This is a genomic window from Allobosea rubneri (assembly GCF_032464875.1).
Classification (GTDB): Bacteria; Pseudomonadota; Alphaproteobacteria; order Rhizobiales; family Beijerinckiaceae; genus Allobosea; species Allobosea rubneri.
Genome location: NZ_JAWDID010000046.1, coordinates 1 through 26,069 on the forward strand (window position 1 = coordinate 1; position 26,069 = coordinate 26,069).

Annotated in this window: 29 protein-coding genes; 15 read left to right on the plus strand and 14 right to left on the minus strand. The window is 66.1% G+C overall.

Features of this window, described 5'->3' with window-relative positions; genetic code table 11:
- The first annotated feature begins 323 nt into the window (after positions 1 to 323).
- Positions 324 to 1,010, plus strand: coding sequence for a metallophosphoesterase family protein (locus RKE40_RS22470; RefSeq protein WP_316020437.1), 687 nt, complete (start codon positions 324 to 326; stop codon positions 1,008 to 1,010).
- Between the two features lie 372 nt (positions 1,011 to 1,382).
- On the opposite strand, the gene RKE40_RS22475 is transcribed toward RKE40_RS22470, so the two are convergent.
- Positions 1,383 to 2,114 carry a hypothetical protein gene (locus tag RKE40_RS22475; protein ID WP_316020438.1) on the minus strand — a complete coding sequence of 244 codons (732 nt, stop codon included), beginning with the start codon at positions 2,112 to 2,114 and terminating at the stop codon, positions 1,383 to 1,385.
- A gap of 404 nt (positions 2,115 to 2,518) precedes the next feature.
- Between RKE40_RS22475 and RKE40_RS22480 the strand changes: the two genes are divergently transcribed.
- From RKE40_RS22480 to RKE40_RS22505, 6 genes are all read left to right on the plus strand, one after another.
- Positions 2,519 to 3,175, plus strand: coding sequence for an adenylate/guanylate cyclase domain-containing protein (locus RKE40_RS22480; protein ID WP_316020439.1), 657 nt, complete (start codon positions 2,519 to 2,521; stop codon positions 3,173 to 3,175).
- The gene (locus RKE40_RS22485) at positions 3,172 to 4,320 is read left to right on the plus strand and encodes a tetratricopeptide repeat protein (protein WP_316020440.1); all 1,149 of its coding nucleotides are present in this window, start codon (positions 3,172 to 3,174) and stop codon (positions 4,318 to 4,320) included. The genes RKE40_RS22480 and RKE40_RS22485 overlap by 4 nt, the downstream gene beginning before the upstream one ends.
- Positions 4,321 to 4,438: 118 nt before the next feature.
- Positions 4,439 to 4,888, plus strand: coding sequence for a GNAT family N-acetyltransferase (locus tag RKE40_RS22490; RefSeq protein WP_316020441.1), 450 nt, complete (start codon positions 4,439 to 4,441; stop codon positions 4,886 to 4,888).
- Between the two features lie 187 nt (positions 4,889 to 5,075).
- A complete protein-coding gene (locus tag RKE40_RS22495) occupies positions 5,076 to 6,098 on the plus strand; it encodes an LLM class flavin-dependent oxidoreductase (protein ID WP_316020442.1) in 1,023 nt (340 codons plus the stop codon).
- Between the two features lie 369 nt (positions 6,099 to 6,467).
- Positions 6,468 to 6,725, plus strand: a complete 258-nt coding sequence (locus RKE40_RS22500; RefSeq protein ID WP_316020443.1) for a YjhX family toxin — start codon at positions 6,468 to 6,470, stop codon at positions 6,723 to 6,725.
- 19 nt (positions 6,726 to 6,744) lie between these two features.
- The gene (locus RKE40_RS22505) at positions 6,745 to 7,242 is read left to right on the plus strand and encodes a GNAT family N-acetyltransferase (RefSeq protein WP_316020444.1); all 498 of its coding nucleotides are present in this window, start codon (positions 6,745 to 6,747) and stop codon (positions 7,240 to 7,242) included.
- A gap of 78 nt (positions 7,243 to 7,320) precedes the next feature.
- On the opposite strand, the gene rnhA is transcribed toward RKE40_RS22505, so the two are convergent.
- The 3 genes from rnhA to ispH are packed head-to-tail and all read right to left on the minus strand — an operon-like array spanning position 7,321 to position 9,717.
- Complete coding sequence (rnhA, locus tag RKE40_RS22510) at positions 7,321 to 7,767, minus strand: ribonuclease HI (protein WP_316020445.1); 447 nt, start codon at positions 7,765 to 7,767, stop codon at positions 7,321 to 7,323.
- Positions 7,764 to 8,729, minus strand: a complete 966-nt coding sequence (locus RKE40_RS22515; protein WP_316020446.1) for a homoserine kinase — start codon at positions 8,727 to 8,729, stop codon at positions 7,764 to 7,766. The genes rnhA and RKE40_RS22515 overlap by 4 nt, the downstream gene beginning before the upstream one ends.
- 7 nt (positions 8,730 to 8,736) lie before the next feature.
- Complete coding sequence (gene ispH / locus RKE40_RS22520) at positions 8,737 to 9,717, minus strand: 4-hydroxy-3-methylbut-2-enyl diphosphate reductase (protein ID WP_316020447.1); 981 nt, start codon at positions 9,715 to 9,717, stop codon at positions 8,737 to 8,739.
- A 195-nt stretch (positions 9,718 to 9,912) separates the two neighbouring features.
- Between ispH and RKE40_RS22525 the strand changes: the two genes are divergently transcribed.
- The 3 genes from RKE40_RS22525 (at position 9,913) to RKE40_RS22535 (ending at position 14,159) form a co-directional block, all read left to right on the plus strand.
- Positions 9,913 to 11,775: a monovalent cation:proton antiporter-2 (CPA2) family protein gene (locus tag RKE40_RS22525; RefSeq protein ID WP_316020448.1), complete on the plus strand. Its 1,863-nt coding sequence runs from the start codon at positions 9,913 to 9,915 to the stop codon at positions 11,773 to 11,775.
- On the plus strand, positions 11,772 to 13,139 hold the full coding sequence (locus RKE40_RS22530) for an MATE family efflux transporter (RefSeq protein ID WP_316020449.1): 1,368 nt from the start codon (positions 11,772 to 11,774) through the stop codon (positions 13,137 to 13,139). Before RKE40_RS22525 ends, RKE40_RS22530 begins: the two co-directional genes overlap by 4 nt.
- Positions 13,140 to 13,253: 114 nt before the next feature.
- Entirely contained in the window at positions 13,254 to 14,159 is a 906-nt protein-coding gene (locus RKE40_RS22535; RefSeq protein ID WP_316020450.1) for a DUF937 domain-containing protein, read from the plus strand.
- A gap of 118 nt (positions 14,160 to 14,277) precedes the next feature.
- Here RKE40_RS22535 and RKE40_RS22540 read toward each other — a convergent pair whose 3' ends face one another.
- Complete coding sequence (locus tag RKE40_RS22540; RefSeq protein ID WP_316020451.1) at positions 14,278 to 14,640, minus strand: DUF1127 domain-containing protein; 363 nt, start codon at positions 14,638 to 14,640, stop codon at positions 14,278 to 14,280.
- 169 nt (positions 14,641 to 14,809) lie between these two features.
- Here RKE40_RS22540 and RKE40_RS22545 point away from each other — a divergent pair, with 169 nt between their 5' ends.
- Positions 14,810 to 15,691: a LysR substrate-binding domain-containing protein gene (locus RKE40_RS22545; RefSeq protein ID WP_066468091.1), complete on the plus strand. Its 882-nt coding sequence runs from the start codon at positions 14,810 to 14,812 to the stop codon at positions 15,689 to 15,691.
- 19 nt (positions 15,692 to 15,710) lie between these two features.
- Here the strand turns inward: RKE40_RS22545 and RKE40_RS22550 are convergent, their stop codons facing one another.
- The 8 genes from RKE40_RS22550 to RKE40_RS22585 all read right to left on the minus strand — a co-directional run bounded on the left by RKE40_RS22550 (position 15,711) and on the right by RKE40_RS22585 (position 21,962).
- The gene (locus RKE40_RS22550) at positions 15,711 to 16,253 is read right to left on the minus strand and encodes a TadE/TadG family type IV pilus assembly protein (protein ID WP_316020452.1); all 543 of its coding nucleotides are present in this window, start codon (positions 16,251 to 16,253) and stop codon (positions 15,711 to 15,713) included.
- A complete protein-coding gene (locus RKE40_RS22555; protein ID WP_316020453.1) occupies positions 16,250 to 16,690 on the minus strand; it encodes a TadE/TadG family type IV pilus assembly protein in 441 nt (146 codons plus the stop codon). The genes RKE40_RS22550 and RKE40_RS22555 overlap by 4 nt, the downstream gene beginning before the upstream one ends.
- A 57-nt stretch (positions 16,691 to 16,747) precedes the next feature.
- Positions 16,748 to 17,842: a TadE/TadG family type IV pilus assembly protein gene (locus tag RKE40_RS22560; RefSeq protein ID WP_316020454.1), complete on the minus strand. Its 1,095-nt coding sequence runs from the start codon at positions 17,840 to 17,842 to the stop codon at positions 16,748 to 16,750.
- On the minus strand, positions 17,839 to 18,060 hold the full coding sequence (locus RKE40_RS22565) for a hypothetical protein (protein ID WP_316020455.1): 222 nt from the start codon (positions 18,058 to 18,060) through the stop codon (positions 17,839 to 17,841). The genes RKE40_RS22560 and RKE40_RS22565 overlap by 4 nt, the downstream gene beginning before the upstream one ends.
- A gap of 38 nt (positions 18,061 to 18,098) precedes the next feature.
- A complete protein-coding gene (locus RKE40_RS22570) occupies positions 18,099 to 18,275 on the minus strand; it encodes a Flp family type IVb pilin (protein WP_316020456.1) in 177 nt (58 codons plus the stop codon).
- Positions 18,276 to 18,395: 120 nt separating this feature from the next.
- A complete protein-coding gene (locus RKE40_RS22575) occupies positions 18,396 to 19,775 on the minus strand; it encodes a glutamate--cysteine ligase (RefSeq protein WP_316020457.1) in 1,380 nt (459 codons plus the stop codon).
- Between the two features lie 118 nt (positions 19,776 to 19,893).
- Entirely contained in the window at positions 19,894 to 21,060 is a 1,167-nt protein-coding gene (locus RKE40_RS22580; RefSeq protein ID WP_316020458.1) for a carboxylate-amine ligase, read from the minus strand.
- A 161-nt stretch (positions 21,061 to 21,221) separates the two neighbouring features.
- A complete protein-coding gene (locus tag RKE40_RS22585) occupies positions 21,222 to 21,962 on the minus strand; it encodes a 16S rRNA (uracil(1498)-N(3))-methyltransferase (RefSeq protein WP_316020459.1) in 741 nt (246 codons plus the stop codon).
- A 277-nt stretch (positions 21,963 to 22,239) separates the two neighbouring features.
- Between RKE40_RS22585 and RKE40_RS22590 the strand changes: the two genes are divergently transcribed.
- Both RKE40_RS22590 and ubiA read left to right on the plus strand, forming a co-directional pair.
- On the plus strand, positions 22,240 to 22,740 hold the full coding sequence (locus tag RKE40_RS22590) for a hypothetical protein (protein WP_316020460.1): 501 nt from the start codon (positions 22,240 to 22,242) through the stop codon (positions 22,738 to 22,740).
- An 18-nt stretch (positions 22,741 to 22,758) separates the two neighbouring features.
- Positions 22,759 to 23,709, plus strand: a complete 951-nt coding sequence (gene ubiA, locus RKE40_RS22595; protein ID WP_316020461.1) for a 4-hydroxybenzoate octaprenyltransferase — start codon at positions 22,759 to 22,761, stop codon at positions 23,707 to 23,709.
- A gap of 297 nt (positions 23,710 to 24,006) precedes the next feature.
- On the opposite strand, the gene RKE40_RS22600 is transcribed toward ubiA, so the two are convergent.
- Positions 24,007 to 24,537: a DUF6101 family protein gene (locus RKE40_RS22600; protein WP_316020462.1), complete on the minus strand. Its 531-nt coding sequence runs from the start codon at positions 24,535 to 24,537 to the stop codon at positions 24,007 to 24,009.
- Between the two features lie 246 nt (positions 24,538 to 24,783).
- Between RKE40_RS22600 and RKE40_RS22605 the strand changes: the two genes are divergently transcribed.
- Both RKE40_RS22605 and RKE40_RS22610 read left to right on the plus strand, forming a co-directional pair.
- Positions 24,784 to 25,611 carry a 3'(2'),5'-bisphosphate nucleotidase CysQ gene (locus tag RKE40_RS22605; protein ID WP_316020463.1) on the plus strand — a complete coding sequence of 276 codons (828 nt, stop codon included), beginning with the start codon at positions 24,784 to 24,786 and terminating at the stop codon, positions 25,609 to 25,611.
- Positions 25,612 to 25,810: 199 nt separating this feature from the next.
- Positions 25,811 to 26,053 carry a DUF4170 domain-containing protein gene (locus tag RKE40_RS22610; RefSeq protein WP_316020464.1) on the plus strand — a complete coding sequence of 81 codons (243 nt, stop codon included), beginning with the start codon at positions 25,811 to 25,813 and terminating at the stop codon, positions 26,051 to 26,053.
- Positions 26,054 to 26,069 lie beyond the last annotated feature (16 nt).

A 26,069-nucleotide genomic window follows, 5' to 3' on the forward strand; every position in this document is an offset into this window, starting at 1 on the left:
ACGTCCAAGCCAACAAAGCACTCCATCGCTCTTCTCCCTGATCCGCTGGGCTGGATCGGTGGAGCCTAAAGCGCATCGGCCACCGCCGCATCGCATCCGCGACGCGAGCCCAATGGCCCAACCTTTTCTATGGGGCGAGAGGAGTAGAGACCCCGACGAGACGAATGTCGCTCTTGGGTCGGGAGCGGACTAGTCGGTGACGTCGTCTCGGCTTTCGATCGTCATCAGGTTGCCGCTAGATGGACACATGGCCGAGCCAATCGAATGCACGACCGAGCCAGCCTTGGTTGCTCTCCCACCAAGTCCTTTGACCGAGCGAAATTATGAAGATCGTCATTGTCTCGGACATCCACGGAAACTTCGACGCATTGCGGGCGCTGCCGGAATCCTTTGACGAGCTTTGGGTGCTCGGTGATCTCGTAAATTACGGACCTCAACCTGCGGAGGTCGTTGAGCAGGTCAAATCAGGGGCAGCGGTCGTCATTCAGGGCAACCATGATCATGCCGTAGCCAACGACGATGACAGCCGCTGGAGCGCTCGTTATCGGCAGCTATCTGAATGCTGCCGAAAGCGAACGGTTGAGACCATCTCGCATGATCAGAAACAATATCTTGGCGACCTCCCGCTCCGAGTAGATGTCGAACGGCACGGGACACGATTTCATTTAACACACGCAACCCCTTCTGATCCTCATTATGGCAAATGCGCTGACGAAAACTGGCCGAGGGAGCTTTCTGATGTCGATGCTGACATCCTCCTCGTCGGGCACAGCCATGTGCCATTTCTCGGCCGCTTCGGTTCGAAAACTGTCTTGAATCCCGGTAGCATCGGACAGCCTCGAAACGGCTCTACAGCAGCCCATTACGCAGTGTGGGAAGACGGGGAGCTTTCGCTCCGATCGTTCGCATATCCGGTGGAGACGACCATAGCGAGGTTGCAGGCTATGGCGCTGCCGTCGGAGATCGAAGCCGAGCTTTCCATGATTCTCCGCACGGGAGCGGTGAAGTGATCGCCCTGTGACAATACTGCTCGTCACGACGAAGATCATCCAGCCGCGCGCCGCCGGCGGGGAGCAGCTTGGCCAGCGGTCCCCGCCGGCGAGCCATTTTCGTGCCGGCCATGGTGGCCGATGCGGCTCCGATGTCGACCCGTGCCAACAACCGCACCGGGCCGGAAGCCGACATCGAACCCGTCGCAAAGTCGGTCGCGCCCCTTGACCCGCAGCAGGCCCCCGTTACGGAAATGCCTCGGCTCTCCGATCAGGACGGCCTCCTGGCAGAATAAAAGGCTCTGGCGAATTTCTCGCAACGAACTTCGATTTGCGTGCAATGTCGAGGAGGTTGAAACATCCCCATGCTGCGGCGCGATATTGCGGCTGACACTACCGCAAATTGGGGTCGACGACCTTTTCGAATGCTTCACCCTGCTTGATGCGCTCAAGATGAGCATAAATTGACGAATAGCCCACCTTGTTGGCCCACAAAGCGACTTCGAATTTTGCGGACGCATAGTTATTGGTCAACAACTCCGAGTCCGAAACGAAAAAGTATCGAGCAGACCCCATACCTCTAACGGATTTACTATCCACATCCGCTCCCGCCCGAATGTCGTACTCCGGCCTGAAATCGACCTGCATGGCAAGGCCTTCATCGAACCATGTCGGAAGCTCCGCGAACTTGGCCAAAGGCCCGACACGATCCGCAATTTCGGCATGCATTAGTTCATGAGCGACGATATCTATGTTCTGGCCTTTCGGACCGATCAGAACGCAAATTCTTGAACCAATGAATTGCGTGCTGCCGTATTCGTTAAGTCGAAATGGCCCAAATCTGGTCGCGCCATCAAAGAACAGGACAATTGGCTTCGATCGGGGCGCTCCAAAAACCTCTGCAATTCTGCCTTTTGCGTCCGACACAAGGCGCTCGATCGCGCGGGCTTGATTTGGCTCCAGAGCGTCTGATGCGGCCAAGGTTCCGTCATTCAGGCGTGCCGATGGTATGACGTCCAACGCAGCGCACACCGCCGCGCTAGGATTTGCTGCGGCGTATCCCACCACGGCAAACCCGAAAACGGCCACGAAAACTGCCAGAACCCGTGAAATTCTGAAGCGCAAGGCCATCTCCCATATGTGAAACCGGCACCGATCTCAGCCGCCGGGATTGACCATGTCGCGACAATCACGATCAAAGCGACAGAAGATCTCCCGACTTTGCGACGCCACAGAATGGGTCTTTCCGCGGCAATGGCAACGTCTGCACCTGGGTGCTAGCTTTCTGCGCCACGGGTTCTCTGGCTTCCCTGCGAAGTCGACGCCATGGCCGCTTCACACTTGAGTCCGACAAATTCTGGGTCACGGCTTCTTTTGCCCCGGCTTTGCGGCTCGTCGTCACCGGGTCGCGCCAACGGCCGATAGCCAAGCGCCCCGGAAAGGCGCAACATCCACGCGGAGCCAGGGCCGGAGCCATGCCTCCGTGCCGTCCCGGACCATCGGCCCGGCTCTCTGGACGAGCGCCCACGGTGAACAGGAACCGCGTCGCACAGGCGCAGCAGGTCGAACGCAAGCTCACCGCGATCCTTGCTGCCGATGTCGTCGGCTATTCGCGCCTGATGGGCGTGGACGAAGCCGGCACGGTCGCGCGCCTGAAGGCGCTGCGGGCCGAGGCGGTGGAGCCGTGCATCGCCCGGCGCGGCGGGCGGACCGTCAAGCTGATGGGCGACGGCGCGCTCGTCGCGTTCGCGAGCGTGGTCGAGGCAGTCGCCTGCGCCGTCGAGATCCAGCAGGCCATCGCGGCGCATCAGAACGAGGTGGCGGCGGGACGGCGCATCGCCTTCCGCCTCGGCGTCAATCTCGGCGACGTGATCCTCGACGAGGGCGAGCTCTACGGCGATGGCATCAACGTCGCCGCTCGGCTGCAGACCATGGCGGAGGCCGGCGGGCTCTGCATGTCCGGGATGGTCCACGAGCAGGTCCGGGACAAGCTGCCTTATCCCTTCGAGGACATCGGCGAGCAGCAGCTGAAAAACCTGACCCGCCCGGTGCGCGTCTATGCGCTCTCACCGGCCAGCATCGCGGCGCTCGCGCAGGGCGGGCCGGCGCCGCGGCAGAGCTGCAATATAACCCACCGCCCCTGCCCGACACGCCCTCGATCGCCGTCCTTGCCTTCACCAATATGAGCGGCGGTCCCGAGCAGAGCCATTTCGCCGACGGGATCAGCGAGGACATCATCACCGGCCTCTCGCGCCTGCGCTGGCTCTTCGTGATCGCCCGCAACTCCAGCTTCGTCTACCGGGACAAGGCGGTGGATGTGCGCCAGGTCGCCCGTGAACTGGGCGTGCGCTATGTGCTGGAAGGCAGTGTGCGCGCCGCGGGCGGGCGCATCCGCGTCGTCGTCCAGCTGATCGACGCCGGTACCGGCAAGCATATCTGGGCGGAGAAGTACGACCGCGACCTCGCCGACATCTTCGCCGTGCAGGACGAGATCACCGAGCATGTCGTCGCGGCGATCGAGCCGCGCCTCTATGCCGAGGAAGGCGTGCGGGTCTCGGGCCGCCCGCCCGGCAGCATCAACGCCTGGGGCCTGGTCGTGCGGGCGATGGGGCTGATCAGCAAGGTCGGCAGGCGCCAGAACGACGAGGCGCAGGCGCTGCTGCACCAGGCCATTGCCATGGACCCTGCCTATGCCCGGGCCCACGCGCTGCTGAGCTGGGCACTCTGGTGGGCCTCGCTCTGCTACTGGGTGCCGGACACGCGCGAGGCCTACCGGCAGGCGGCGCAGCATGCCGAGGACGCGCTCGCGCACGATCCCGGCGATCCCTGGGCGCGGATGACCCGCGGCCTTAGCCTCAGCACCGCGGGACGGCACGACAGGGCGCTGGTCGAGCTCGAAGCCGCGCTCGCGCTCAATCCGAGCTTCGCGCTCGGCCGCACCGCCCATGGCTGGGCTCTGCTTCGGGCGGGCCGCTACGACGAGGCGATCGCCGAGACCGGCAAGGCCGTGCGCCTGAGCCCGGCCGACAGCTTCGCCGGGATTTACACCGCCATTCACGGCCTCGCTCTGCTTGGCGCAAGGCGCTTCGCGGAAGCGCTGCCGCACCTGCGCGCCTCGGTCTCCGCCTTCGCGGAATACTCGGGGCACTACAACACGCTGATCAGTTGCTGCGGCCATCTCGGCCTGATCGACGAGGCGCAGGAGTTCATCGCCGCCCGCGCCCGGGTCGGCCCGCCCCTGCACCTCTCGGTGCTGCGCGAGAACCTCCGCCATTACGCGCATTGCGAAGTCTTCGTGGAAGGCATGCGCAAGGCCGGCGTTCCCGAGTAGTGCACAAGCCCCGGGCGGACGCCGAGCCCACAGCGATGCTGATCGAAATCATGACGCTTGGTCATGAGACAGGCCCGCCCGGCTCGCGCTAGCCTCCGGCCCATTCATGGAGGAGCCCTTGTCCGAGATCACCATCCGCCCGCTCGTCGCAGGCGACCGCACCGCCTGGGAGCCGCTCTGGCAGGGCTATCTGACTTTCTACAAGGCATCGCTTGCCCCGGAGACATCAGACACCACCTTCGCGCGCCTGACGGGCGGCACGGAGCCAATGGGCGGCTTCATCGCCCTGCGCGACGGCAAGGCGATCGGCATCGTCAACTATGTGCTGCACCGCACGACCTGGAGTCCGAAGGAGATCTGCTATCTGCAGGATCTGTTCACCAGCGAGGAAGCAAGAGGCGGCGGCGTCGGCCGCAAGCTGATCGAGGCCGTCCGGCAGATGGCGGAGAAGAAGGGCTGCTTCCGCGTCTACTGGCAGACGCATGAGAGCAACGTGCAAGCGCAGGAACTCTACGACAAGGTCGCGCAGAAGTCGGGCTTCATCGTCTACCGGCAGCCGCTGGGCTGAGCCGACAGCCATCCCGCCAGGTCCGCCGGGATTGCATCGCGACATTCACTTGCGTGCATGAACGCCAGGGCGAAGCCGCGGATCGCACCTATATCAGGGACAAGCACGCCCGACGGCGCCGGCCGCTCGGGCGTTTTCCTTTTTGCGGAACGGCTCCGCGCTCGCGGTCATTCACAGGCGCTGCACAATGAAGAAGATCGGCTTCCTTTCCTTCGGCCACTGGTCCCCCTCCCAGCAATCGCAGACGCGTTCGGCCGGCGACACGCTGCTGCAATCGATCGATCTTGCCGTAGCGGCCGAGGAGCTGGGCGCGGACGGCGCCTATTTCCGGGTGCACCATTTCGCCCGCCAGCTCGCCTCGCCCTTCCCGCTGCTGGCCGCTGTCGGCGCCAGGACCAAGCGCATCGAGATCGGCACCGCCGTCATCGACATGCGCTATGAGAATCCGCTCTACATGGCGGAGGACGCCGGCGCGGCCGATCTCATTTCCGGCGGGCGCCTGCAGCTCGGCATCAGCCGCGGCTCGCCCGAGCAGGTCATCGATGGCTGGCGCCATTTCGGCTACCAGCCGGCCGACGGACAGAGCGATGCCGACATGGCCCGCCACCACACCGAGGTCTTCCTCGACGTCTTGCGTGGCGAGGGCTTTGCGCGCCCGAACCCGCGCCCGATGTTCCCGAACCCGCCCGGCCTGCTGCGGCTCGAGCCGCATTCCGAGGGCCTGCGCGAGCGCATCTGGTGGGGTGCCGCCTCGGACTCTACTGCGATCTGGGCCGCCAAAGCCGGCATGAACCTGCAGAGCTCGACGCTGAAGACCGATGAGAGCGGCGAGCCTTTCCATATCCAGCAGGCGAAGCAGATCCGCGGCTACCGGCAGGCCTGGAAGGAGGCCGGCCATCAGCGCGAGCCGCGCGTCTCGGTCAGCCGCAGCATCTTCGCCTTGGTCGACGATCGCGACCGCGCCTATTTCGGCCGCGACGGGCAGGGCAGCGATTCGATCGGCTATATCGACGACACCACGCGCGCGATCTTCGGGCGCTCCTACGCCGCCGAGCCGGACAGGCTGATCGAGGAGCTGAAAAGCGACGAGGCGATCGCCGAGGCCGACACGCTTTTGCTGACGGTGCCGAACCAGCTCGGCGTCGACTACAACGCCCATGTGATCGAGGCGATCCTGAAGCATGTCGCGCCAGGGCTGGGCTGGCGCTGAGGGGCGTGGCTACCACGTCGAAGAGAGCGGGATACCGGTCTAGCGGTACTGTTTCCAACCCGTTGCGGACCTTCGAGGAGGCGAAACGAGCCGATGCCGCGCCACCGAGTCGACGGGTTCGGCCATAGGCCTGTGACGGCATGGAAGCCAACACTGATGCGGCCACAGCATTGCCATGCCCTACGCAGGAAACTAAGAAGGGGTCGCGTCTGTCTGAACGACGCATGGGAAGTGTCCATGTTAGAGCTTGTGAGAATCCGCTGACCGTCTCGAATTGACGAGACATGTCGAAGCATTCGGGAGGGATCTGCGCGCAGCGTAGAGCTCAACGCTGATGCTTGTCATGGATTCTATCACAGGCTCACCAAAATGAACATTTCGCGGAGCGAGCAGCGCGTGCTTCACGTGCTCGCCCAAGGCGGCTTCATCCGTCATCAACGTTGCGACAACGGCAGGATTTCTCATATCGAGTGCTTCACGCGAGACGGTCACCTGCTGACCGACTGCACGCTTGAGGTCTTCGCAAGACTGCATCGCAAACGCCTGATCGAGTCCCGAGCTTCCAGTCCTTACCGCGTCTGGCGGCGAGGCCGGGAAGCTGTGCGCTCGCAAACTGACAATCGCTGAACAACGATAGGAGACTTCCATGCAAATCCGTTTGGAGTGCCCAGAAGACACCGACACGATCCGAAGCCTGACAACTGCCGCATTCAAGGACATGCTCCATAGCAGTCAGACCGAGGCCGCGATCATCGAGGCTTTGCGGAAAGCAGGAGTGTTGACCGTTTCCCTCGTCGCCATCATGGACGGCGAGATCGTCGGCCATGTTGCGTTCTCGCCAGTTAAGGTCAGCGGCACGGCGAAGGGCTGGTATGGCCTTGGCCCGGTCTCGATCTGGCCCAATCAGCAGCGGAAAGGCATCGGCCAGGCCTTAATCCGCGATGGCCTTGACCGACTTAGACGCTTGAACGCGCAAGGCTGCGTCGTCCTCGGCGCCCCCGCCTACTACAGCCGCTTCGGGTTCATGAGTGATCCTGAACTCCGGTATGGTGACGTGCCGCCCGAGTATTTCCAGCGATTGGTGTTCACGGCCATTGCGCCAAAGGGCGAAGTCGCATTCCACGCCGGGTTCGACGCGACCTAAGAGAAGAGGGCGGTCTTTGCGATATGCGAAGACCGCTCTCCACCCACAGCCGCTGTTGAGATAGCAGTTTCCCGCCCCTTACCGCCCCGGCTTGAACGGCGCCATCCCTGCCCGCGCGAGCGCGTCGGCGCGCTCGTTCATCTCGTCGCCGGCATGGCCCTTGACCCATTTCCACTCGATCTTGTGCTGCTTGAGCGCAGCGTCGAGGCGCTTCCAGAGTTCCTCGTTCTTGACCGGCTTCTTGTCGGCGGTCTTCCAGCCGTTCTTCTTCCAGCCATGGATCCAGGCGGTGATGCCCTGGCGCAGATATTGGCTGTCAGTGTGGAGCGCGACGGTGCAGGGCCGGGTCAGCGTCTCCAGCGCCGAGATCGCTCCCATCAGCTCCATGCGGTTGTTGGTGGTCAGCGCCTCGCCGCCCGAAAGCTCGCGCTCCTTGCCCTTGTAGCTGAGGATCGCGCCCCAGCCGCCGGGGCCCGGATTGCCCGAGCAGGCGCCGTCCGTCCAGACTTCGACGACGTCGCTCATCGGCGCAGCCCGTATTCGCGCGCATCCGAGACGCGCTGGTGGAAGGCGAGCTTGCGGTCGTATTCGAGCGGGTCGAGCGGCTTCACGAAGGCGCCTTCCGGCACGTTCAGCCAGTCGACCAGGCGGGTTAAAAGGAAGCGCAGGGCGGAGCCGCGGCAGAGCGCCGGCAGCGCCGCGACCTCGGCCGCCTCGAGCGGCCGGACGCTCTCATAGCCGGCGAGCAGGGCCTGTCCCTTGGTCAGGTTGAACGAGGCGTCGGCCTCGAAGCACCAGGAGTTCAGGCAGATCGCGAGGTCGTAGGCGAAGGCGTCGGTGCAGGCGAAATAGAAGTCGATCAGCCCGGAGAGCTGGTCCTTGATGAAGAAGACGTTGTTGGGGAAGAGGTCGGCATGGATGATGCCGCTCGGCAGCCCCTGCGGCCAGTTCCGCTCATGCGCCTCGATCTCGGCGAAGATGCGCTTCGACAGCCCGGGCAGAACCGTGTCGGCCTCGGCCCCTGCCTGCTCGGCGAGCGGGCGCCAGCCGGGAACGGAGAGGACATTGGCCCGCTGCATGCCGAAATCCCGGCCGGCTTCGTGCAGCAATGCGAGCCCGCGCCCGACCTCGCCGCAATGCGCGACCGTCGGCCGGCGGACGGAAAGACCGTCGAGGAAGGTGACGATCGCGGCAGGGCGCCCGGCGAGGCGACCGACGGCGGCTCCGTCCCCGGTCCGCAGCGGCTGCGGGCAGATCAGCCCGCGCTGCGCCAGATGCTCCATCAGGCCGATGAAGAATGGCAGGTCATCGGCGCAGACCCGCTCCTCATAGAGCGTCAGGATGTAGAAGCCCTGCGTGGTGTGCAGCAGGAAATTCGAATTCGAGACGCCCTCGGCGATGCCCTTGGCCGACAGGAGGTCGCCAATGCCATAACCCGCCACGAAGGCAGCCATCTCGTTATCGGGTACTTCGGTATAAACGGCCACGATCAGCTCACTCGGCCGGGGTCGAGGCCGGCTCGCCGCGCAATTCGCGCGGCAGGGGGAAGAAGACGCTCTCATCGGCGGTCGAGACGGTCTCGACCGTGACCTCATAGCGTTCGGCGAAGGCGTCGATGATCTCCTCGACCAGCACCTCCGGCGCGCTCGCGCCGGCCGTGAGGCCAAGGCGGCGGATATCGCCGAACAGCGACCAGTCGATCTCATCGGTGCGCAGGACGAGGCGCGCCACCGGGCAGCCTGCCCGCTCGGCGACCTCGCGCAGGCGCTGCGAGTTCGAGGAATTGGGCGAGCCGACGACGATCAGCCCGTCGACCAGCGGAGCGACGCGCTTGACCGCCTCCTGCCGGTTGGTGGTGGCGTAGCAGATATCTTCCTTGTGCGGCGCGATCAGCTGGGGAAAGCGCGCCTGCAGCGCCTCGACGATGCCGCGGGTGTCGTCGACCGAAAGCGTCGTCTGCGTGACATAGGCCAGCGGCTTGCCCTCGGGCGGGGCCAACGCCGCGACGTCCTCGAGCGTCTCGATCAGGGTGATCGCGCCCGGCGGCAACTGCCCCATGGTGCCGATCACCTCGGGATGGCCGGCATGGCCGACAAGCAGGATGTGCCGGCCGCGCTTGTGGTGGACCTCGGCCTCGCGATGCACCTTGGTGACCAGCGGGCAGGTCGCGTCGATGGCGAAGAAATTGCGCGCCTGCGCCTCGGCCGGCACCGACTTCGCCACGCCATGGGCAGAGAAGATCACCGGTCGCGTCGCATCGGGAACCTCGTCGAGCTCGGCGACGAAGACCGCGCCCTTCCGCTTCAGCGACTCGACCACGTATTTGTTGTGCACGATCTCGTGGCGGACATAGACCGGCGCTCCATGCAGCGTCAGCGCCTTCTCGACGGCGTCGATCGCCCTGACCACGCCGGCGCAGAAGCCGCGCGGGGCGCAGAGCAGGATGTCGAGCGGCGGTTTCGGCGCGGCGGTCACGAGGATTCAGAGGCTCCGGCAAGGGCTGCGCCTTCTTTCGGTCTCACGCGAATGATGTCAAGGAAGCGGCTCGCCGCAGGCCGCAGGGGCGCCCCGCTCCTGCCGCCCCTCGCAGACGTGCCGCACAACGCCTAAATTGCCCCGGTCGGCCTGCCCTTGGCGCGCCAGGCCGCCCCATTCCAGCACGAGTCCTTCATGGCCGATGCCTCGCACGCCAGCTATCTGCCGCCGATCCTGACCTTCTGCGCCGGGGCCGTCGTCGCGGTTCCTCTGTTCCGGCGCTTCGGGCTCTCGGCCGTGCTCGGCTATCTCGCCGCCGGCATCGCCATCGGGCCCTCGCTGCTGGCCGTGGTCAAGGACCCGGACGCGATCCGTGGCACGGCCGAGATCGGCGTCGTGCTGCTGCTCTTCCTGGTTGGGCTCGAATTGCAGCCCGCGCGTCTCTACTCGATGCGCCGCGACATCCTCGGCTCCGGCCTCGCCCAGATGGTGCTGAGCGCGGGCGTGATCGGCGGCATCGCCTGGCATCTCGGGCTGAGCCCCGGCGGGGCGGTCGCGGTCGGCCTCGCGCTCGCCCTCTCCGCGACCTCGATCGCCCTGCAATTGCTCGAAGAGCGCGGCGACGGCGCCGAGCGCTATGGCCGGCGCTGCTTCTCCGTCCTGCTGTTCCAGGATATCGCGATCGCGCCGATGCTCGCCGTGCTGCCGCTGCTGGCGACGACCGGCGTAGCCAATGACGAGAACGCCGTGCAGGCGCTCGCCGGGCTCGGCCTGGCGCTGCTCGCGGTCGCGGCACTCGTCTTTGCCGGCCGCTATGCGCTGAATCCGTTCTTCCGCCTGCTCGCCAAGTCCGGCGCCCGGGAGGTGATGACGGCGGCTGCGCTGCTCGTCGTGCTCGGCGCGGCGCTGGTGATGGAGAAGGTCGGCCTCTCCATGGCGATGGGCGCCTTCCTCGCCGGCGTGCTGCTGGCCGACTCGCATTTCCGTCATGAGCTCGAGGCCGACATCGAGCCCTTCCGCGGCGTGCTGCTCGGCCTGTTCTTCATGGCGGTCGGCATGTCGATCGACCTGAAGCTGGTGCTCGACAATGCGCTGCTGCTCGCGCTCGCAGCGCCCGCACTGGTCCTGTTCAAGATTGCCGTCGCAGCCGCGATCCTGCGCGCCTCCTGTTCGACCTGGACCGAGGCGATCCGGGCCGGAGCCCTGCTGTCGCCGGCCGGCGAGTTCGCCTTCGTGCTGCTGCCGATGGCGGCCTCGCTCGGCCTGCTCAGCGAGCATCACGGCGCCATCGCCACCGCGCTCGCCGCCCTCAGCATGCTGATCGGCCCGATCCTCGCCAAGCTGATCGACGCCTGGCTGCTGGCGCGCGCCGCCCCGCCGGAGGAGATCGAGGAGGATTTCAGCGGCACCACGCCTTCCGTGCTGGTGATCGGCTTCGGCCGCTTCGGCCAGGTGGTGACGCAGGCGCTGCTGCTGCAGCATATCGACGTGACCGTGATCGATTCCGATGTCGAGCGCATCCGCTCCGCCGCCAAGTTCGGTTTCAAGATCTATTATGGCGACGGCACGCGGCTCGACGTGCTGCGCGCGGCCGGAGCGGGGAAGGCCAGGATCGTCTGCATCTGCGTCGACAATCGCGAGGCGGCGCTGCGCATCGTCGAGATGGCCAAGGCCGAATTCCCGACGGTGCGCCTGCATGCCCGCGCGTTCGACCGCGTCCACGCCATCGACCTGATGCGCGCCGATGTCGACTTCCAGATGCGCGAGACCTTCGAATCGGCGCTCGGCTTCAGCCGGGTGACGCTGGAGGGGCTGGGTCTCGACTATGAGGAGGCAAGCCTGGTGATCGAGAATGTGCGCGAGCGCGACGCCCAGCGCATGGAGATCCAGTTCAGCGAAGGCATCGCCGCCGGCCTGCAGAAGGTGCCGCGCGTCTCGCCCGAGCCGCTGGTCAAGCCGAAGGCCAAGTCGAAGGCGCTCTCCCAGGAGACCCGCGAGGTCATCGAGGATGGCGGTGCCGAGGTCGCGGTCGGCGGTGTCGGAGAACCGGCCGAGTGAACGCTCCCAGCAAAAGCCCCGCCGTCTTTGTCACCGGCTCGACCCTGCGCCATGTCGCGGTGATGACCGCGACCGCTTCCGTCGGCCTGATGGCGGTGTTCGTCGTCGACCTGCTGTCGCTGCTCTATGTCTCGCGGCTGGGGCGCCCGGCGGCGACGGCCGGCGTCGGCTACGCCACCATCGTCCTCTACCTCGTCGTCTCCTTCAATGTCGGCCTGATGATCGCGGTGACCGCCCTGACGGCGCGCGCCCTCGGCGCCGGCGATCGCGCCGCCGCTCGCCGGCTGGCAGCGTCGTCGCTCACCCTGATGGCCGTCGCGGCCTTCGTGCTGAGCGCCCTGATCCTGCCGCTGCTGCCCTGGCTGCTGACGCGCCTCGGCGCGCAGGGCGAGGCCTATGCCGTCGCCCATTCCTTCCTGTGGATCACCTTGCCGTCGAATGTGCTGATGGCGCTCGGCATGGGGTTCTCCGCCGTGCTGCGCGCTGTCGGCGACGCCAAGCGGGCGATGTATGTCACGCTGTCCGGCGGCGTCGTGATCGCCGGACTGGACCCGCTGCTGATCTTCGGCCTCGGCCTCGGGCCGGACGGCGCCGCCATCGCCACCGTGATATCGCGGCTGATGCTCGTCGCGGTCGGCTATCACGGCGCGGTCAAGGTCCACGGCATCGTGGCGCGACCGACGCTCGCCGCAGTGCGCGCCGATGCCGGCCGCTCCTTCGCCATCGCCGCGCCGGCGATCCTGACCAATCTCTCCAACCCGATCGCCAATGCCTTCTTCGCCAGCATCATCGCCCGCTTCGGCGACCAGGCGATCGCCGCGACCGCGATCATCGACAGGCTCGTGCCGGTGGCGTTCGGGGCGCTGTTCGCGCTGTCCGGTGCGATCGGGCCGATCCTCGGACAGAACTGGGGAGCGCTGCGCTTCGACCGGATGCGCCGGGCGCTGACCGACTCGGTCTGCTTTGCCGCGGCCTGCGTCGCCATCGCCTGGCTGCTGCTGGTGCTGCTGCGCCACCCGCTCACCACCCTGTTCGATGCAAGCGACGAAACGGCGGAAATCGTCGTGTTTTTCTGCCTGATCTCCGGCCCGATGTGGCTGTTCGTCGGCGCCCTCTTCGTCGCCAATGCCGCCTTCAACAATCTCGGCATGCCGCTCTACTCGACCGTGTTCAGTTGGGGCCGGGCGACGCTCGGCACCGTGCCGATGGCCTTCATCGGCGCGCACTATGCCGGGCCGAAGGGCGCCATCGCCGGTGTGGCTCTCGGAGCGGTGCTGTTCGGCGTGCTGGCCCTGGTCTTCGCCTATCGCGCGATCGGGAAGTTGGAGCGGCAGGCGGCGGCGCAGGCGGCCTCGCTTGCCTGATCCCGCCCGGCTGATATCGTCGGGGCAATGGCTGGCGCGCTCCGGTGGTTCGACCGATTCCGGCCGGACGGAAGACGCGCCGATGGCGGGACCGAACCCGCAAGGGAGCATGCCATGATGAACCTGTTCGAGATGATGCAGACGGCCCAGAACGGCCAGGCCATGCAGAATCTGGCGCGGCAATACGGCCTCTCCCAGCAGCAGACGCAAGCTGCGCTCGATGCCCTGCTCCCGGCCTTCTCGATGGGCCTGCAGCGCCAGACGCAGAACCCCTACGCCTTCGGCAATCTCGCCCAGATGATGACGGCGACGCCCTTCGGCCAGATGTACGACACCGATGGCGACGGCATCCCCGATTCCGCGGCGCCGATGGGCAAGGACGTACTGAGCCAGCTCTTCGGCTCCAAGGAGGTCAGCAACGCCATCACCGCCCAGGCGGCCGCGACCAGCGGCGTCGGACAGGCGATCCTCAAGCAGATGCTGCCGGTGATCGCCGCGATGGTGATGGGCGGACTGTCCAAGTCGGCTGGCAATCAGGGCCTCGGCGGCATTCTCGGCCAGTTCGCCGAGATGATGCGCGGGCAGGCGCCGAACCCGCCGAAGCCGGGCATGCAGGCCAGCCCCGGCAATCCGCTCGAGGCCATTCTCGGTGGACTGTTCGGCGGGCAGGCGCCGGCGACCGGACAGGCGCCGGGCGGCGGCCCGTTCGGTGGCGCGCCGATGCCCGGCAACCCGGCCGATATGGGCAACATCTTCGGCCAGATCCTGACCGGCATGTTCGGCGGCGGCCAGCCGCCGCAGGAAGGACCCAAGCCGGCGCCGCAGCGCCGTCAGCCCGAGCCGGAACCTGAGCCCCAGCCGCAGCAGCCGGCGCCTTCCGGCGAAACCAGTCCCGGCTCGATCGGCCTCGATGCGCTCAACCAGATGTTCGAGCATGGCCGCAAGGTGCAGGACAGCCACCAAGACGCGCTAAAATCGATCTTTGACGCGATGCTCGGCGGTGGCCAGCGCCGCGCCTGAGGCTTGCTAAAGCAAGACCGAGTCCGTTCGGAACGGCCGCCTCACCTTTTCGGCGAGGACGCAAGAAAAAGGGCGGCGGCCGAAGCCACCGCCCGCAGGAACGCGTCACGCCAAGGGGTCAGGCGTTGCACGCGATCTCGATGGTCCGCGCCGTCGGCGCGGCGGCCGGCTGGGCTACGGCATGTCGAAGACCAACCTCTCGGCGGTGCGCGGCCGCCGACTGCTGCTGCGCCGAACGGGCCGAAAGAACGGCAGAGGGATCGCGCAGCCAGGAGGTCGCCAGCGCCCCCTCGACATCGGAACGCACGAGGCCGATATCCTTCAGGCCGCGCTCGTCGAGTTCGCTGAGCTGCAGCACTTCGCGGCGGTGCACCCAGGCGCGGATCAGATTTTTGAAGCCGGTGACCGTCTGGATGGCGGCACGCGTCGCGCCGCCGGCAAAGGCAGACGTCGACTTCGCGGCATAGGTCATGAGCAGCATGACGGCCTCCTCGGGTTGAACGGCGGATCGGGTTTTCCGGGCCAGCTGGTCGCGCCATGACAGGAACCGGAAAGTGACCCAAAGGTAACTCCTCGCTGGTCATCAGCCAAACGAATGGTTATGATGTTTGGCACAATTAATTTTGATACTCCTTCGGAGGGACGCCGGCATGGCCCATGTGCTCGACGCCGACCAGCTCAAGACCTTCGTCGCCATCGCCGACACCGGCTCCTTCACCCGCGCCGCCGAGATCGTCTTCAAGACCCAGTCGGCTGTTTCGATGCAGATGAAGCGGCTCGAGGAGCGCGTCGGACGGCCCCTGTTCGGCCGTGACGGGCGCCATGCCAAGCTGACCGAGGATGGCGAGCGCCTGCTCGACTATGCCCGCCGGATCGTGCGCCTGAACCTGGAATGCGTCGCGAGCTTCACGGAAGCTGATCTGAAGGGCCGGATCAGGCTCGGCGTGCCCGACGACTATGCCGACCGCTATCTGCCGGAGATCCTGGCGCGCTTCGCCCGTTCGAATCCGCGCACAGAGGTCACCGTCGTCTGCGAGCCGACGCCGATGCTGGCAGAGCGGATCGCCACCGGCGACATCGACCTTGCGATCATCACCCATGTCGAGGGACGCGGTCAGGGCGAGATCATCCGGATCGAGCCCCTGCTCTGGGTCACCTCGGCGCGCCATTGCGTGCATGAGGAGGACCCGCTGCCGCTGGCGCTCGGGCGGCCGACCTGCAACTGGCGGCAGGCGGCGGTCGAGGCGCTGGAGAACAAGGGGCGGCGCTTCCGCGTGCTCTATGCCAGCTGGAACTCCACCGCGGTCGGCGCGGCGGTGGTAGCGGGGCTCGCCGTGTCGGTGCTTCCGGAAAGCGCGGTCAGGCCCGGCATGCGCATCCTCGGCGCATCGGAAGGCTATGCCAGCCTGCCCTCCTGCAAGATCGGCCTGCTCAGGACCCGGCACGACCCGTCGATCCTCTCGAACGCCCTCGCCGAGCACATCATCCAGAGCCTGGACAATCTGCAGAGCTTCAAGACCGCGGCGGAGTAGGCGAACAAAACTCCGAGGATCAGCTCTTGCGCAACCTGACCGTTACGGCCGAAGAGCGGAAGTTCATGGTGGTGAATCCCCAGTCATCGGCCAGGCGCAGGATGATCGGCTGATGGGTATAGGTGGCGAGGACCCCGACGCCGCTGTCACCGTCGTTCAGAAGCGCCAAAGCGCGTGCGTTCATATCGGCCGGCAGGTACGTCATGTTGCCGCCGAGGCTGTTGCCATCGATCTGGTTGTTCTTCTCGTTGAAACGCACCATGCCCAGTTGGATGGTCCCAAGCTGCGGCGCGATGTTGGCCCTTCGATCCATGATCGACAGGATCGTCGTATCGACACAGACCTCATTCGGGCAGGCCGCGAGGACCTGGGCGATCTCGGCCGTAAGGCGATTGAGATCACGCCTGATGGTGACGGCCTGGGTCGCGTCGACCGCTGCTGACAGCATCGCGAACATGGCCGCGCTGATCAGGGCGAACTCCACGGCGGCGACGCCGCGCTCATCGCGGACGAGACTACGCCGCTTCGCATTCCGGAACAGTCTAGCGACAGGCTTCATCATGGCCTCACATAGAGCGCGGCTGCTGAGACATGCAGCGTCGGTAGCCCAGGCACGAAGGTAATGACCGGCGCCCGAGCGCGCATCATCATCGCGGCACCGGAAGGCCCGGCAACGAAGGTCGCCCCGGTGATCGGCTGGGCGGCCGGCCCGTAATTCGACAGTGGCTGGGTTTCTAGCCGCAGATTGCCGGCGCAGTTCTCGAGCGCGATCATCCGCTGGCAAATTTGCGCCGCCACCTGGGCGCGGTTGCCGGCATAGGTGCCCGCGGTGCGGCCGGTAGCCGCCTCGGCAACCGCGTCGCGGATGTACATCTGCGCCAGGAAGGCGAGAGAGAATTGGAGGATGCTGAGCAGCAGGATCATCGAGGTCAGGCCGATGAACGCGAACTCGACCGCGACCGCGCCCTTCCTGTCGCGACGGAAGGCTTGGAGGCACACCGCAAGGCGCCTCGCATAACCCAATCGACTACCGATCCTCATCGTCTCAGCACTCCATCACGGGCAGCTACCGCTACAGAACCGGATGTAGTCGATCAGCCCGCCATAGGTGTCCTCGCGGCCGGCAGCCTGGAAGAAGATGCGGTAGGTTCCTTTCGTCGTGACCTTCAGCGGAATCTTGCGCGGGGTCCACTTGTCGGTGTGCACGCAGACGTCGACCTGGTCGGTCGCCTTGTCCACGTCCTTGTTAGGCGTGACATAGGAACTCGCCTTCTTCTGGAAGAAGACCTCGATGCGGTTGGTCTGCTCTCTCCAGGTCGCCGCCTTGAGCTTGTCCCACTCCGCCTTCGCGTCGGTCTTGTAGGCGCATAGGGTCTGGCCGGCGTAGGCCGGGTTGCGCTCGCGCGAGATGTACCAGTAGCTCAGTTCGTAGTCGCCGACCTCGAGGTTGGTGAACTCGCGCCACATGCTGGAATTGGTCTTGCAGCCTGAGGTGTAGCAATGCGAATCCAGCTCGGCGAAGAAGTTACCGAAGCGGATCTCGTTCGCGGCCAGCGACGGGATACCGTTGATCTCGATACCGCCCTGAGAACTCTGGGTCGTCCAACCGTTCCAGTTCTTCAGCACGGTCCAGGCGTTCGAGGCGACATTGTGCTCGGTCTCGAAGGATTCGGCGAACAGGACCTTGCCGGTTCCCGTGGGCGGCGTCCCCGGAGTCCCGACGACATAATTGCACTGGCGCTCGACGCGAAGCGCGACCGTCTGATATCCGAGAATGCCGCTAAAGGCATTGGAACTCGTGGCCGTCGCAACGGCAGTGATAACGTTGCTTGCCAGCGTCGTGTCCACCGCAACGCCAGTGACTCCGGGCTGGGAGAGCTTGCTGACCGCATCGTTGATCTTGGTCTTCGCGAACGAGGTATAGTCCCTTTTGGGATCGGCCCCGGTCTTTCGCGACTCGACGTTGATGTCGAGGGCGGCCTCGCGGCAACTCAGTTCGACGACACTGGCGATCGCCTGACGCCGCGCTGCCGCCTGGCTGTAGTCGATGCCGCCGCCGACCGCGAGCATCAGCACCGGCAGGCCGACAGCGAACAGCAGCGCAGTCGAGCCGCGGGCATCCTTCAGGAAGCGGCGAAACAGGGGCGTCATTCCAAAGCCTCGCGGAAGGCGCCGAAAATGCGGCGCGACGATGCCAGAACCGTACGGGCGGGCGGATTGACAAAATCTTGCGCAGGCTCGTGAAAACCGGGGGTATCGGCGCATGAGCGGGCCAGATCGGCTGCCGCGGGCTGAATATGGTAAAGTTTAGTGAAACTGCGCCGCGCAATTTCCAGGCCAATCGACAGGCAGCGCTCTTGCGCGCGCACGATGTAAGGCAGGGCGCAGCGGCGAAAGCCGCGATTGCTCAGGGATTGAAGCCGGCGGCCGCCTGCTGGAAGAAGCCGAGCACGCTCTGTCCGATCGTCGTCGCCGCCGTAACGCAGGCCAGCGAGATCATCGCCGCGATCAGGCAGTATTCGACCGCCGTGGCGCCACGGTCATCGTGCAGAAAGTCGCGGGCAAGGGCGAAAATCGGCTTCATGTCGCCATTGCTAGCGGCAAGCTGCGGAGAATTCGTTAATCCGAACCGCTAAATTCGGGGGCAAGCGCAATTATCGGCCTGAGGCCGCCGCGCGTGCGCACCCTTCCCTGCTTCGGTGCCTCACAACACCAGTTCGGTGAACGCCGGCTCGATCCGCCCGCCCCAGGCACCCTGCTGGCGCACCGCCAGCCGCTCGGCGAGGCTGCGCCCGGCATCGGCGATCGCGATCACCGGCTCGAGATAGCGGGTTTCGTCGCGGCCCTGCCCATCGAGGCGGGCGCGACGGGCGAGGCCGGCGCGCGACAATTCGACGACTTCGCGCGCGATGTCGCGCAACGGACGGCCGCCGATTCTGGCATTGAGCCCGGCCTTGGGAACATCGTCGCGCAAACGCTGGCGCTCCTCGGCGCTCCAGCCCTTGACGATATCCCAGGCTGCAGCAAGCGAGGCATCGTCATAGAGCAATCCGACCCAGAAGGCCGGCAGCGCGTTCAGCATCTCGACCGGTCCGGCATCGGCGCCGCGCATCTCGATATAGCGCTTCAAGCGCACTTCCGGGAACAGGGTGGAGAGATGGTTGGCCCAGTCCGACATGGTCGCGCATTCGCCCGGCAACTGCGCGAGCCGGCCCGCGAGCAGGTCGCGGAAGGAACCGCCAGCGACGTCGTGATAGATGTCGCCGCGCTTGACGAAATACATGGGAACGTCGAGCGCCCAGTCGACATAGGCCTCGTAGGACATTCCTGCATCGAAGGCGAAGGGCAGCATGCCGGCGCGGGCATTGTCGGTGTCGCGCCAGATCTCCGAGCGCATCGACTGCAGGCCGTTGAGCTTGCCCTCGCTGAACGGCGAAGCGGCGAAGAGCGCGGTCGCGAGCGGCTGCAAGGCGAGCGAGACGCGCAGCTTCGCCACCATGTCGGCCTCGCTGGCAAAGTCGAGATTCACCTGCACGGTGCAGGTTCGGAACATCATGTCGAGCCCGCGCGTGCCGACCTTCGGCATGTAGTTCGCCATGATCTTGTAGCGCCGCTTCGGCATCATCGGCGTCTGCGCGAGTGTCCAGAGCGGCGAATGCCCGAGACCGAGGAAACGGATGCCGTGCGGCTCCGCGACCGCGTGGAGATCGGCCAGATGAGCATCGAGCTCGGCCGCGGTCTCATGCACGCTTGCCACCGGCGCGCCGGAAAGCTCGAACTGGCCACCCGGCTCCAGAGAGATCGCGCCGCCACCATCGGGGCCGGCGAGTCCGATGATATGGCCGTCGTCGAGGATCGGCTCCCAGCCGAGGCGTGCTTGCATGCCCTCGAGCAGGGCCCGGATGCCGCCACGTCCGCCTTTGCCCTCATAGGGCACCGGGCTCAGATCGCCGGCATAGAATGGGAATTTCTCGTGTTCGGTGCCGAGCTTGAATGCGGAAGCGGGCTTCTCACCCTCGGCGATCCAGCCGATCAGTTCGGCCTTCGAGCTGATCGGAGTGGAATCGGACACGTCGCGGGCCATCAGGCGCTCCGGCAAGGAAGGCTTCGGAGCGCCAGACATAGGCGAGCGCCGCCGTGACCACAACGATCACGGATGCGGGGGTGTGGTCACAATCTTGCCGAAATGCATGATCCGCGGTTCAGGCGGCACCGCGCAGGGTCGTGCCCGCCTGCCCGTTGCCGCCGGCACGGGTCTGTGCCGCCAGCCAATCGACGACGGCGCGCATTCCGGCATCCTGGCCGCCGCTGCCGGCGCGGGCCTCTTCAAAGATGGCGAGCTGCATGTCGGCGCTGGTCCCGCCCGCGACGATGCTGCGGCACGACGCCAGATCCGCCCCGCAGCCCAGCGCGGCGGCGTCCTCGGCCAGCATCGCCAGCACCTCGTCGAGCACCTCGGCGACCGGGCGCATGGCGCGCCGATCCGCGCAGACGAAGCCGCCATGCAGCCCATAGCGCTGTGCCCGCCAGATGTTCTCGGCAGCAATGGCGCGCGAGGCTGCGGTGAGCTTGCCGTTGAGCGCCGGCTTGCGGGCGAGGTGGCGCACAAGGCAGCGGTAGAGCGCGGCGATGGCGAGAGTGTCGTCCAGCCGTGTGCAACTGTCGGCGACCCGCAATTCCAGCGTCGGGTGCTTTTCCGAGGGGCGGATAGACCACCAGATGAAGCTCGAATCGCGGATCGCGCCGGAGGCCATCATGGTTTCGACATAGGCGTGATAATCGGCCGCGTCGGTGAAAAGTTCAGGCAGGCCGGTGCGCGGCAATTCTGCATAGGCGCACAGGCGATAACCCATCAAACCGGTACGGCGACCCTGCCAGAAGGGCGAGGACGTCGAAAGCGCCAGCAGCAGCGGCAGATAGGGCAGCATCCGCACCATGATGCCGATGCGCAGATCCTCGTCCGGCACCTCGACATGAACATGCAGGCCGCAGAGCTGGTTGCGGCTGCCGAGCATCTGCAGGTCACGCATGATGCCGTCATAGCGCTTGGCCTCGGTGGCACGTTGGCGCGACCAGACGGCGCTGGGATGAGTGCCGCAGGCCAGCAGCAGCATGTCGTGGTCGAGCGCAATCGCAGCGAGCCCGGCACGCAGCCGCGACAGGGACAGCCGGGCCTGCGCCATGTTCTCGCAGATCGGTGTCATGACCTCGATCTGCGACTGCAGCATCTCGCGCTGCAGCTCGTTCGGAAAGGCCGCCTGGGCCGCCTCGATGAAATGCGGAGAAATCTTGCGCGCGATGCCGCGGCTCTCGGCGTCGGACAGGAAGTACTCTTCCTCGATGCCGAAGCGATAGGCCTTGCTCACCATATCCACCCTCCCCCTGGCCGGCGCCTCCTCGGCGCGGCGCCAGACTGCCCGTCATTGAGTCGGAACTGCGACCGTGGTCCTCATTCCCTGTGCTCAACTCGGCAGGGGGCAGCCGCGTTCCGCTGTGCGGGCGGACGAGCCCTTCGCGCAAACTCCGGGCGCTATTGGCTTATCCAGTCGCCGAGCGTCGCCTGAACGAGGGCGAGCGCAGCGACCGCAGCCGTGTCCGCGCGCAGGATGCGCGGGCCGAGCGAGAGCCGCAAAGTCCGGTCGCGCCCGAGCACCAGCGCGCGCTCTGATTCGTCGAAGCCGCCTTCCGGACCAATCAGCACCGCGACCTTCCCGCGCGGCGCGGACTGCAGCGCCACGACGGGCCCCTCGGGAGCGAGCGCTTCGTCGCAGAAGACGAGCAGGCGGTCGGGCTCGAGCCCGTCCAGCGCCGAGACCAGCGACAGCTCGGGCCGAATCCGCGGCAGCGAGAGAATGCCGCATTGCTCGGCCGCCTCGACGGCATTGGCCGCAAGCCGCTCGAGATTGAGACGCGAGACCTGAGTATAGCGGGTCAGCACCGGCTGGAGCACGCCCGCCCCCATCTCGACCGCCTTCTGCGCCATATAGTCGAGCCGCGCATGCTTCAGCGGCGCGAAGAGATAGACCAGATCGGGCGCGGGCGGCTGCGGCCGCACCTGCCGGAGCGCTTCGAGACGCGCCTGCTTGCGACCTTCGGCTCTGACCGCACAGAGCCATTCGCCGTCGCGCCCGTTGAAGACCAGGATGCTGTCATCGGTGCGCAGGCGCAGGACGTTCAAAAGGTAGTTCGCCTGGTCGCGGGCGAGGTCGATCAGGGCACCCGCGACAAGCTTCGCGTCGCAGTAGAGCCGGTGCTTGGAGAAATCGCGCATGCGCCGTGGATCCGCCTTGCTGGCGCGCTGCCCTTCCGCCGGAAACGGCCGGACCGGGCAAGGACGCGCGAGATCACATAGTCGGCCCTGTGCCAGATCGCAAAACCGGGGCATGCGGTAGCGAGACGCAGCGGCATACCAAGCACGTGGACGCGAAAACCGCCACAATCGGCAGGTATGGGCAGGCAAATCCCAGACAAAAGCGAGTCGACACTTTGCGGTGTGCGGCCGTGGCTGTTATGGACGTGCGGCGCCGGGACGGCGCGGATGGTGAAGAATGCGGAGCGGGACGATGCGGCGATACGCAACCCTGAAGCTGGCTGCGGCGCTGGCGGGCGCAGGTTTGGTGGGTGCAAGCCTGGCACAGCCGGCGCTGGCACAGTCGCCTTCCGGTTGCGAGAACATGCAAAAGCTTCTGCAGGAACGCCAATCGATCGTGCAGAGCCTGAACGCCTCCAGCAAGGCGAAGCGCAAGCTGACCCCGCAGCAGGCCTGCGGCACGCTCGGCCGCCTCGTCAACAACGGCAATGCCACGCTCAAGTTCGCCACCGCCAACCAGGATTGGTGCCAGATTCCGCCGAGCTTCATCGACGGCATGAAGGCGGACAATGAGAAGGCCGCGGCGGTTCGCAACCAGGCCTGCGATGCGGTGAAGCAACATGCGGCGATGCAGCGCAAGGCCCAGCAACAGGCGCAGCAGCAGCAGGGCGGCAACCCGTTCGGCGGCTCGGACTCCTTGACCGGCGGCCCGATGCGAGTGCCGCAAGGCGCTCTCTAAGACAAGGGCACGACAGCGATGGTGCCTGCGCCCGAACTCGCCGATGCACCGCTGCCTGATGCGATGCGCGGCCATTGGGTCGATACGCGTGCGCCGCGCCGGCTGCGGCCTTATCTCAAGCTCGCCCGGATCGAGCGCCCGATCGGCTGGTGGCTTCTGCTGCTGCCGTGCTGGTGGGCCGCCGGGCTCGCGGCGATCGCCGCCGGCCTGCCCTACCCGAATCCCTGGCATATACTGCTGTTCCTGATCGGCGCGATCGTCATGCGGGCCGCCGGCTCGACCTTCAACGACATCGTCGACCGCAAGCTCGATGCGCAGGTGGCGCGCACGCGCGGCCGCCCGCTCCCGTCCGGTCAGGTCAGCCCGCGCGCAGCCGCTCTCTTCATGGTCGGCCTGTCGCTGGCCGGGCTCCTCGTGCTGCTGCAGTTCAACGCCTTCACGATCGCCGCCGGCATCGCCTCGCTCGGCATCGTCGCGATCTACCCGTTCATGAAGCGCATCACGAACCTGCCGCAGTTCGTGCTCGGCCTCGCCTTCTCATGGGGCGGGCTGGTCGGCTGGAGCGCGGTGTTCGGGCGCCTCGATCCGCCAGCCTTCCTGATCTATTTCGCCGCGGTGTTCTGGACCATCGGCTACGACACGGTCTACGCGATGCAGGATATCGAGGACGACGTCATCGCCGGGATCAAGTCGAGCGCGCGCTATTTCGGCCGCTACACGCAGCAGGCCGTCGGCCTTTGCTATGCGGTTGCGACGCTTTTGGCGGGACTTGCGACCTGGCTCGCCGGCGGCGGCATCGTCGCCTTTGCGGGACTTGGTCTTTTCGCGCTGCATCTCGGATGGCAGGTGCGCCTGATCGGCGGCGCCGACGGCCCGACTGCGCTGATGCTGTTCCGCTCCAATCGCAACGCCGGCCTCATCCTCGCCGCCGGCTTCGCGCTCGACGCAGCGGCCAAGGCGGCGTTCTAAGTGTCTGATCGAGACTTCACTCAGCCCTCATCCTGAGGAGCCATTTCACCAGAAATGGCGTCTCGAAGGATGCTTCAGGAGACTCCGGAGACATCTGGAGCATCCTTCGAGACGCCGCTACGCGGCTCCTCAGGATGAGGGCTCCATTTATGAGCCAGGTCGTAAGGATCACCAGTCCCGATCGGACCTGACGCAGCAGGCGCGCCAGCGCTGACGCACGCATCCAAACGAATCAGGCCGGAGCTCGTTGCGCGCCCCGGCCTGTGATTGGATTCGTCGTGGTCGACGCGACAGTTCTCAGCCCGACAGGATCTCGCCCTGAATGACGACGGGGCGCTCCGAGAAACGGCCGGTCTTGCGGCGCGTCAGGAAGCGCGGCCGCCGGCCGGCCAGCAGACCGTAGCGGCGGCGGATGCGGACCGGCCCGAGCGCGAGCCGGCCGAGCTGCGGAAAGGGCTCGGTGATGACGCCGTCGGTGGACTCGAGCAACAGCGGCAAGCCGCTGGAGCGCCCGAAATCGCGCCAGGCGGCGACCGCCTCGTCCTCGTCGAGGACCGCGACCGTGATCGAGCGGCCATCGCCGGCTGTCAGCGCGAGCTGGAACCGTGCTTCCTCGCCCTCGCCGCTGACGAGACGCAGCGCGACACCGCGCCAGCCGGTGCTGCCGCGCAGGATGCGCACCGCCCCGAGCCGCTCGATCCGCGGCGCCTCCGCCTGCTGCGAGGAGGCCCCATGCGTCCTGTAGGGCTGGCCATTGTAGTTGCTGGTGCCGCCGGGGCTGCTCGGCTGGAAACCGATCTCCCCGGCGGCTGGCGTGACGCTTGCCATGGATTTAACGCCTCTCTTAATTCCCTGCTGCCCGGAACCCTCTGTCGAATGCGGGGTTCTCGTGCTTGCCGTGAGAGATTGCGTCCCGGGTCTGTCCGAGCGCTTAAGAGCTTCGGTTAAACAAAGGTATCGTGCGCCTTTTCGGGGCTGATCCGGCCGCTTTCCGACCTGATGCTTGACGAAATCTTTCCCCGGCGCGCGGCTTTTTCCTTGTTCCGCCATCAGCGGCAGTCATAACGGGACATCATGCATCCCAATTCCCTGCCCCACGCCAAGGATCTCCTGCCCGCCATTCGCGCTGCCTGCACCGAGGCCGGCCAACTCGCGCTCGACCTGTTCCGCCCCGGCGAGAAGACGGCGGCACGGACCTGGTCGAAGGCCGGCGGCTCGCCGGTGACGGAAGCCGATATCGGCGTCGATACCTTCCTGCACATCCGGCTCTCGGCGCTGCTGCCGGAGGCCGGCTGGCTTTCGGAAGAGACCGCCGACGATGCGATCCGCTTGTCGCGGCGCTTCGTCTGGGTCGTCGATCCGATCGACGGCACCCGCGCATTCATGAGCGGCTCGCCGGATTGGGCGGTCTGCGTCGCACTGCTCGACGACGGCCTCCCGATTGCCGGCGTGGTTCACGCCCCTGCCGCCGACGCGAGCTATTCGGCGATTCTTGGCGGCGGCGCCATGCGCAATGGCGAGCCGATCCGCACGAGCGGCGTCAGCGATCTCGCGCAGGCCCGCATCGCCGGGCCCAAGCCGATGCTCGATGCGCTGGCCCGGCAGCAGAGCTTTGTCGCCGTCGACAAGATCCCCTCGCTGGCCCTCAGGCTGACGCGGATCGCCGATGCCAGCATCGATGCCGGACTGGTCTCGCCGGATTCGCGCGACTGGGACCTCGCCGCCGCCGATCTCGTGCTGAGCGAAGCCGGCGGAAAGCTGACCACCGCCGAAGGCGGGCCGGTGCTCTACAATCGCGAGAATCCGATCCACGGCATATTGCTCGCGTCCGGCACGGAGCTGCTTTCGCCGCTCGACCGTGCGTTGCGCCGCATGCGCGAGAGCACGCTGCAGGGCGGCTAAGTGCCGTTCGATGGCGCAATGCGACTATTGGCGCGTCATTACATACGAAAATGCCCGAAATCGGCGCTCGCGCGCGCGACCCGAATGGCTTAACTGAACGCGCGGCGCGCATGGCGTGCGGTCGCCCGGAGCGGTTTTCGGGCGGCGCCATGGGCCTGCTCTCACTGGAGAGCCCGCAACCCGGAACCGGAGGGAGTCGATGAGCGAGAGCCAGGAAAACAAGCAGCTTCTGCATCTGGTGATCGGTGGCGAACTGAGCTCGCTCGACGGTGTCGAGTTCAAGGACCTCTCGAAGCTCGACATCGTCGGGGTCTATCCGAACTATGCCGCTGCCCATGCCGTCTGGAAGGCCAAGGCCCAGGCGACCGTCGACCAGGCGCAGACCCGCTATTTCGTCGTGCACCTGCACCGCCTGCTCGATCCCTCGACGGCGCAGCGCTGAGCAGAGGCGACTTCGC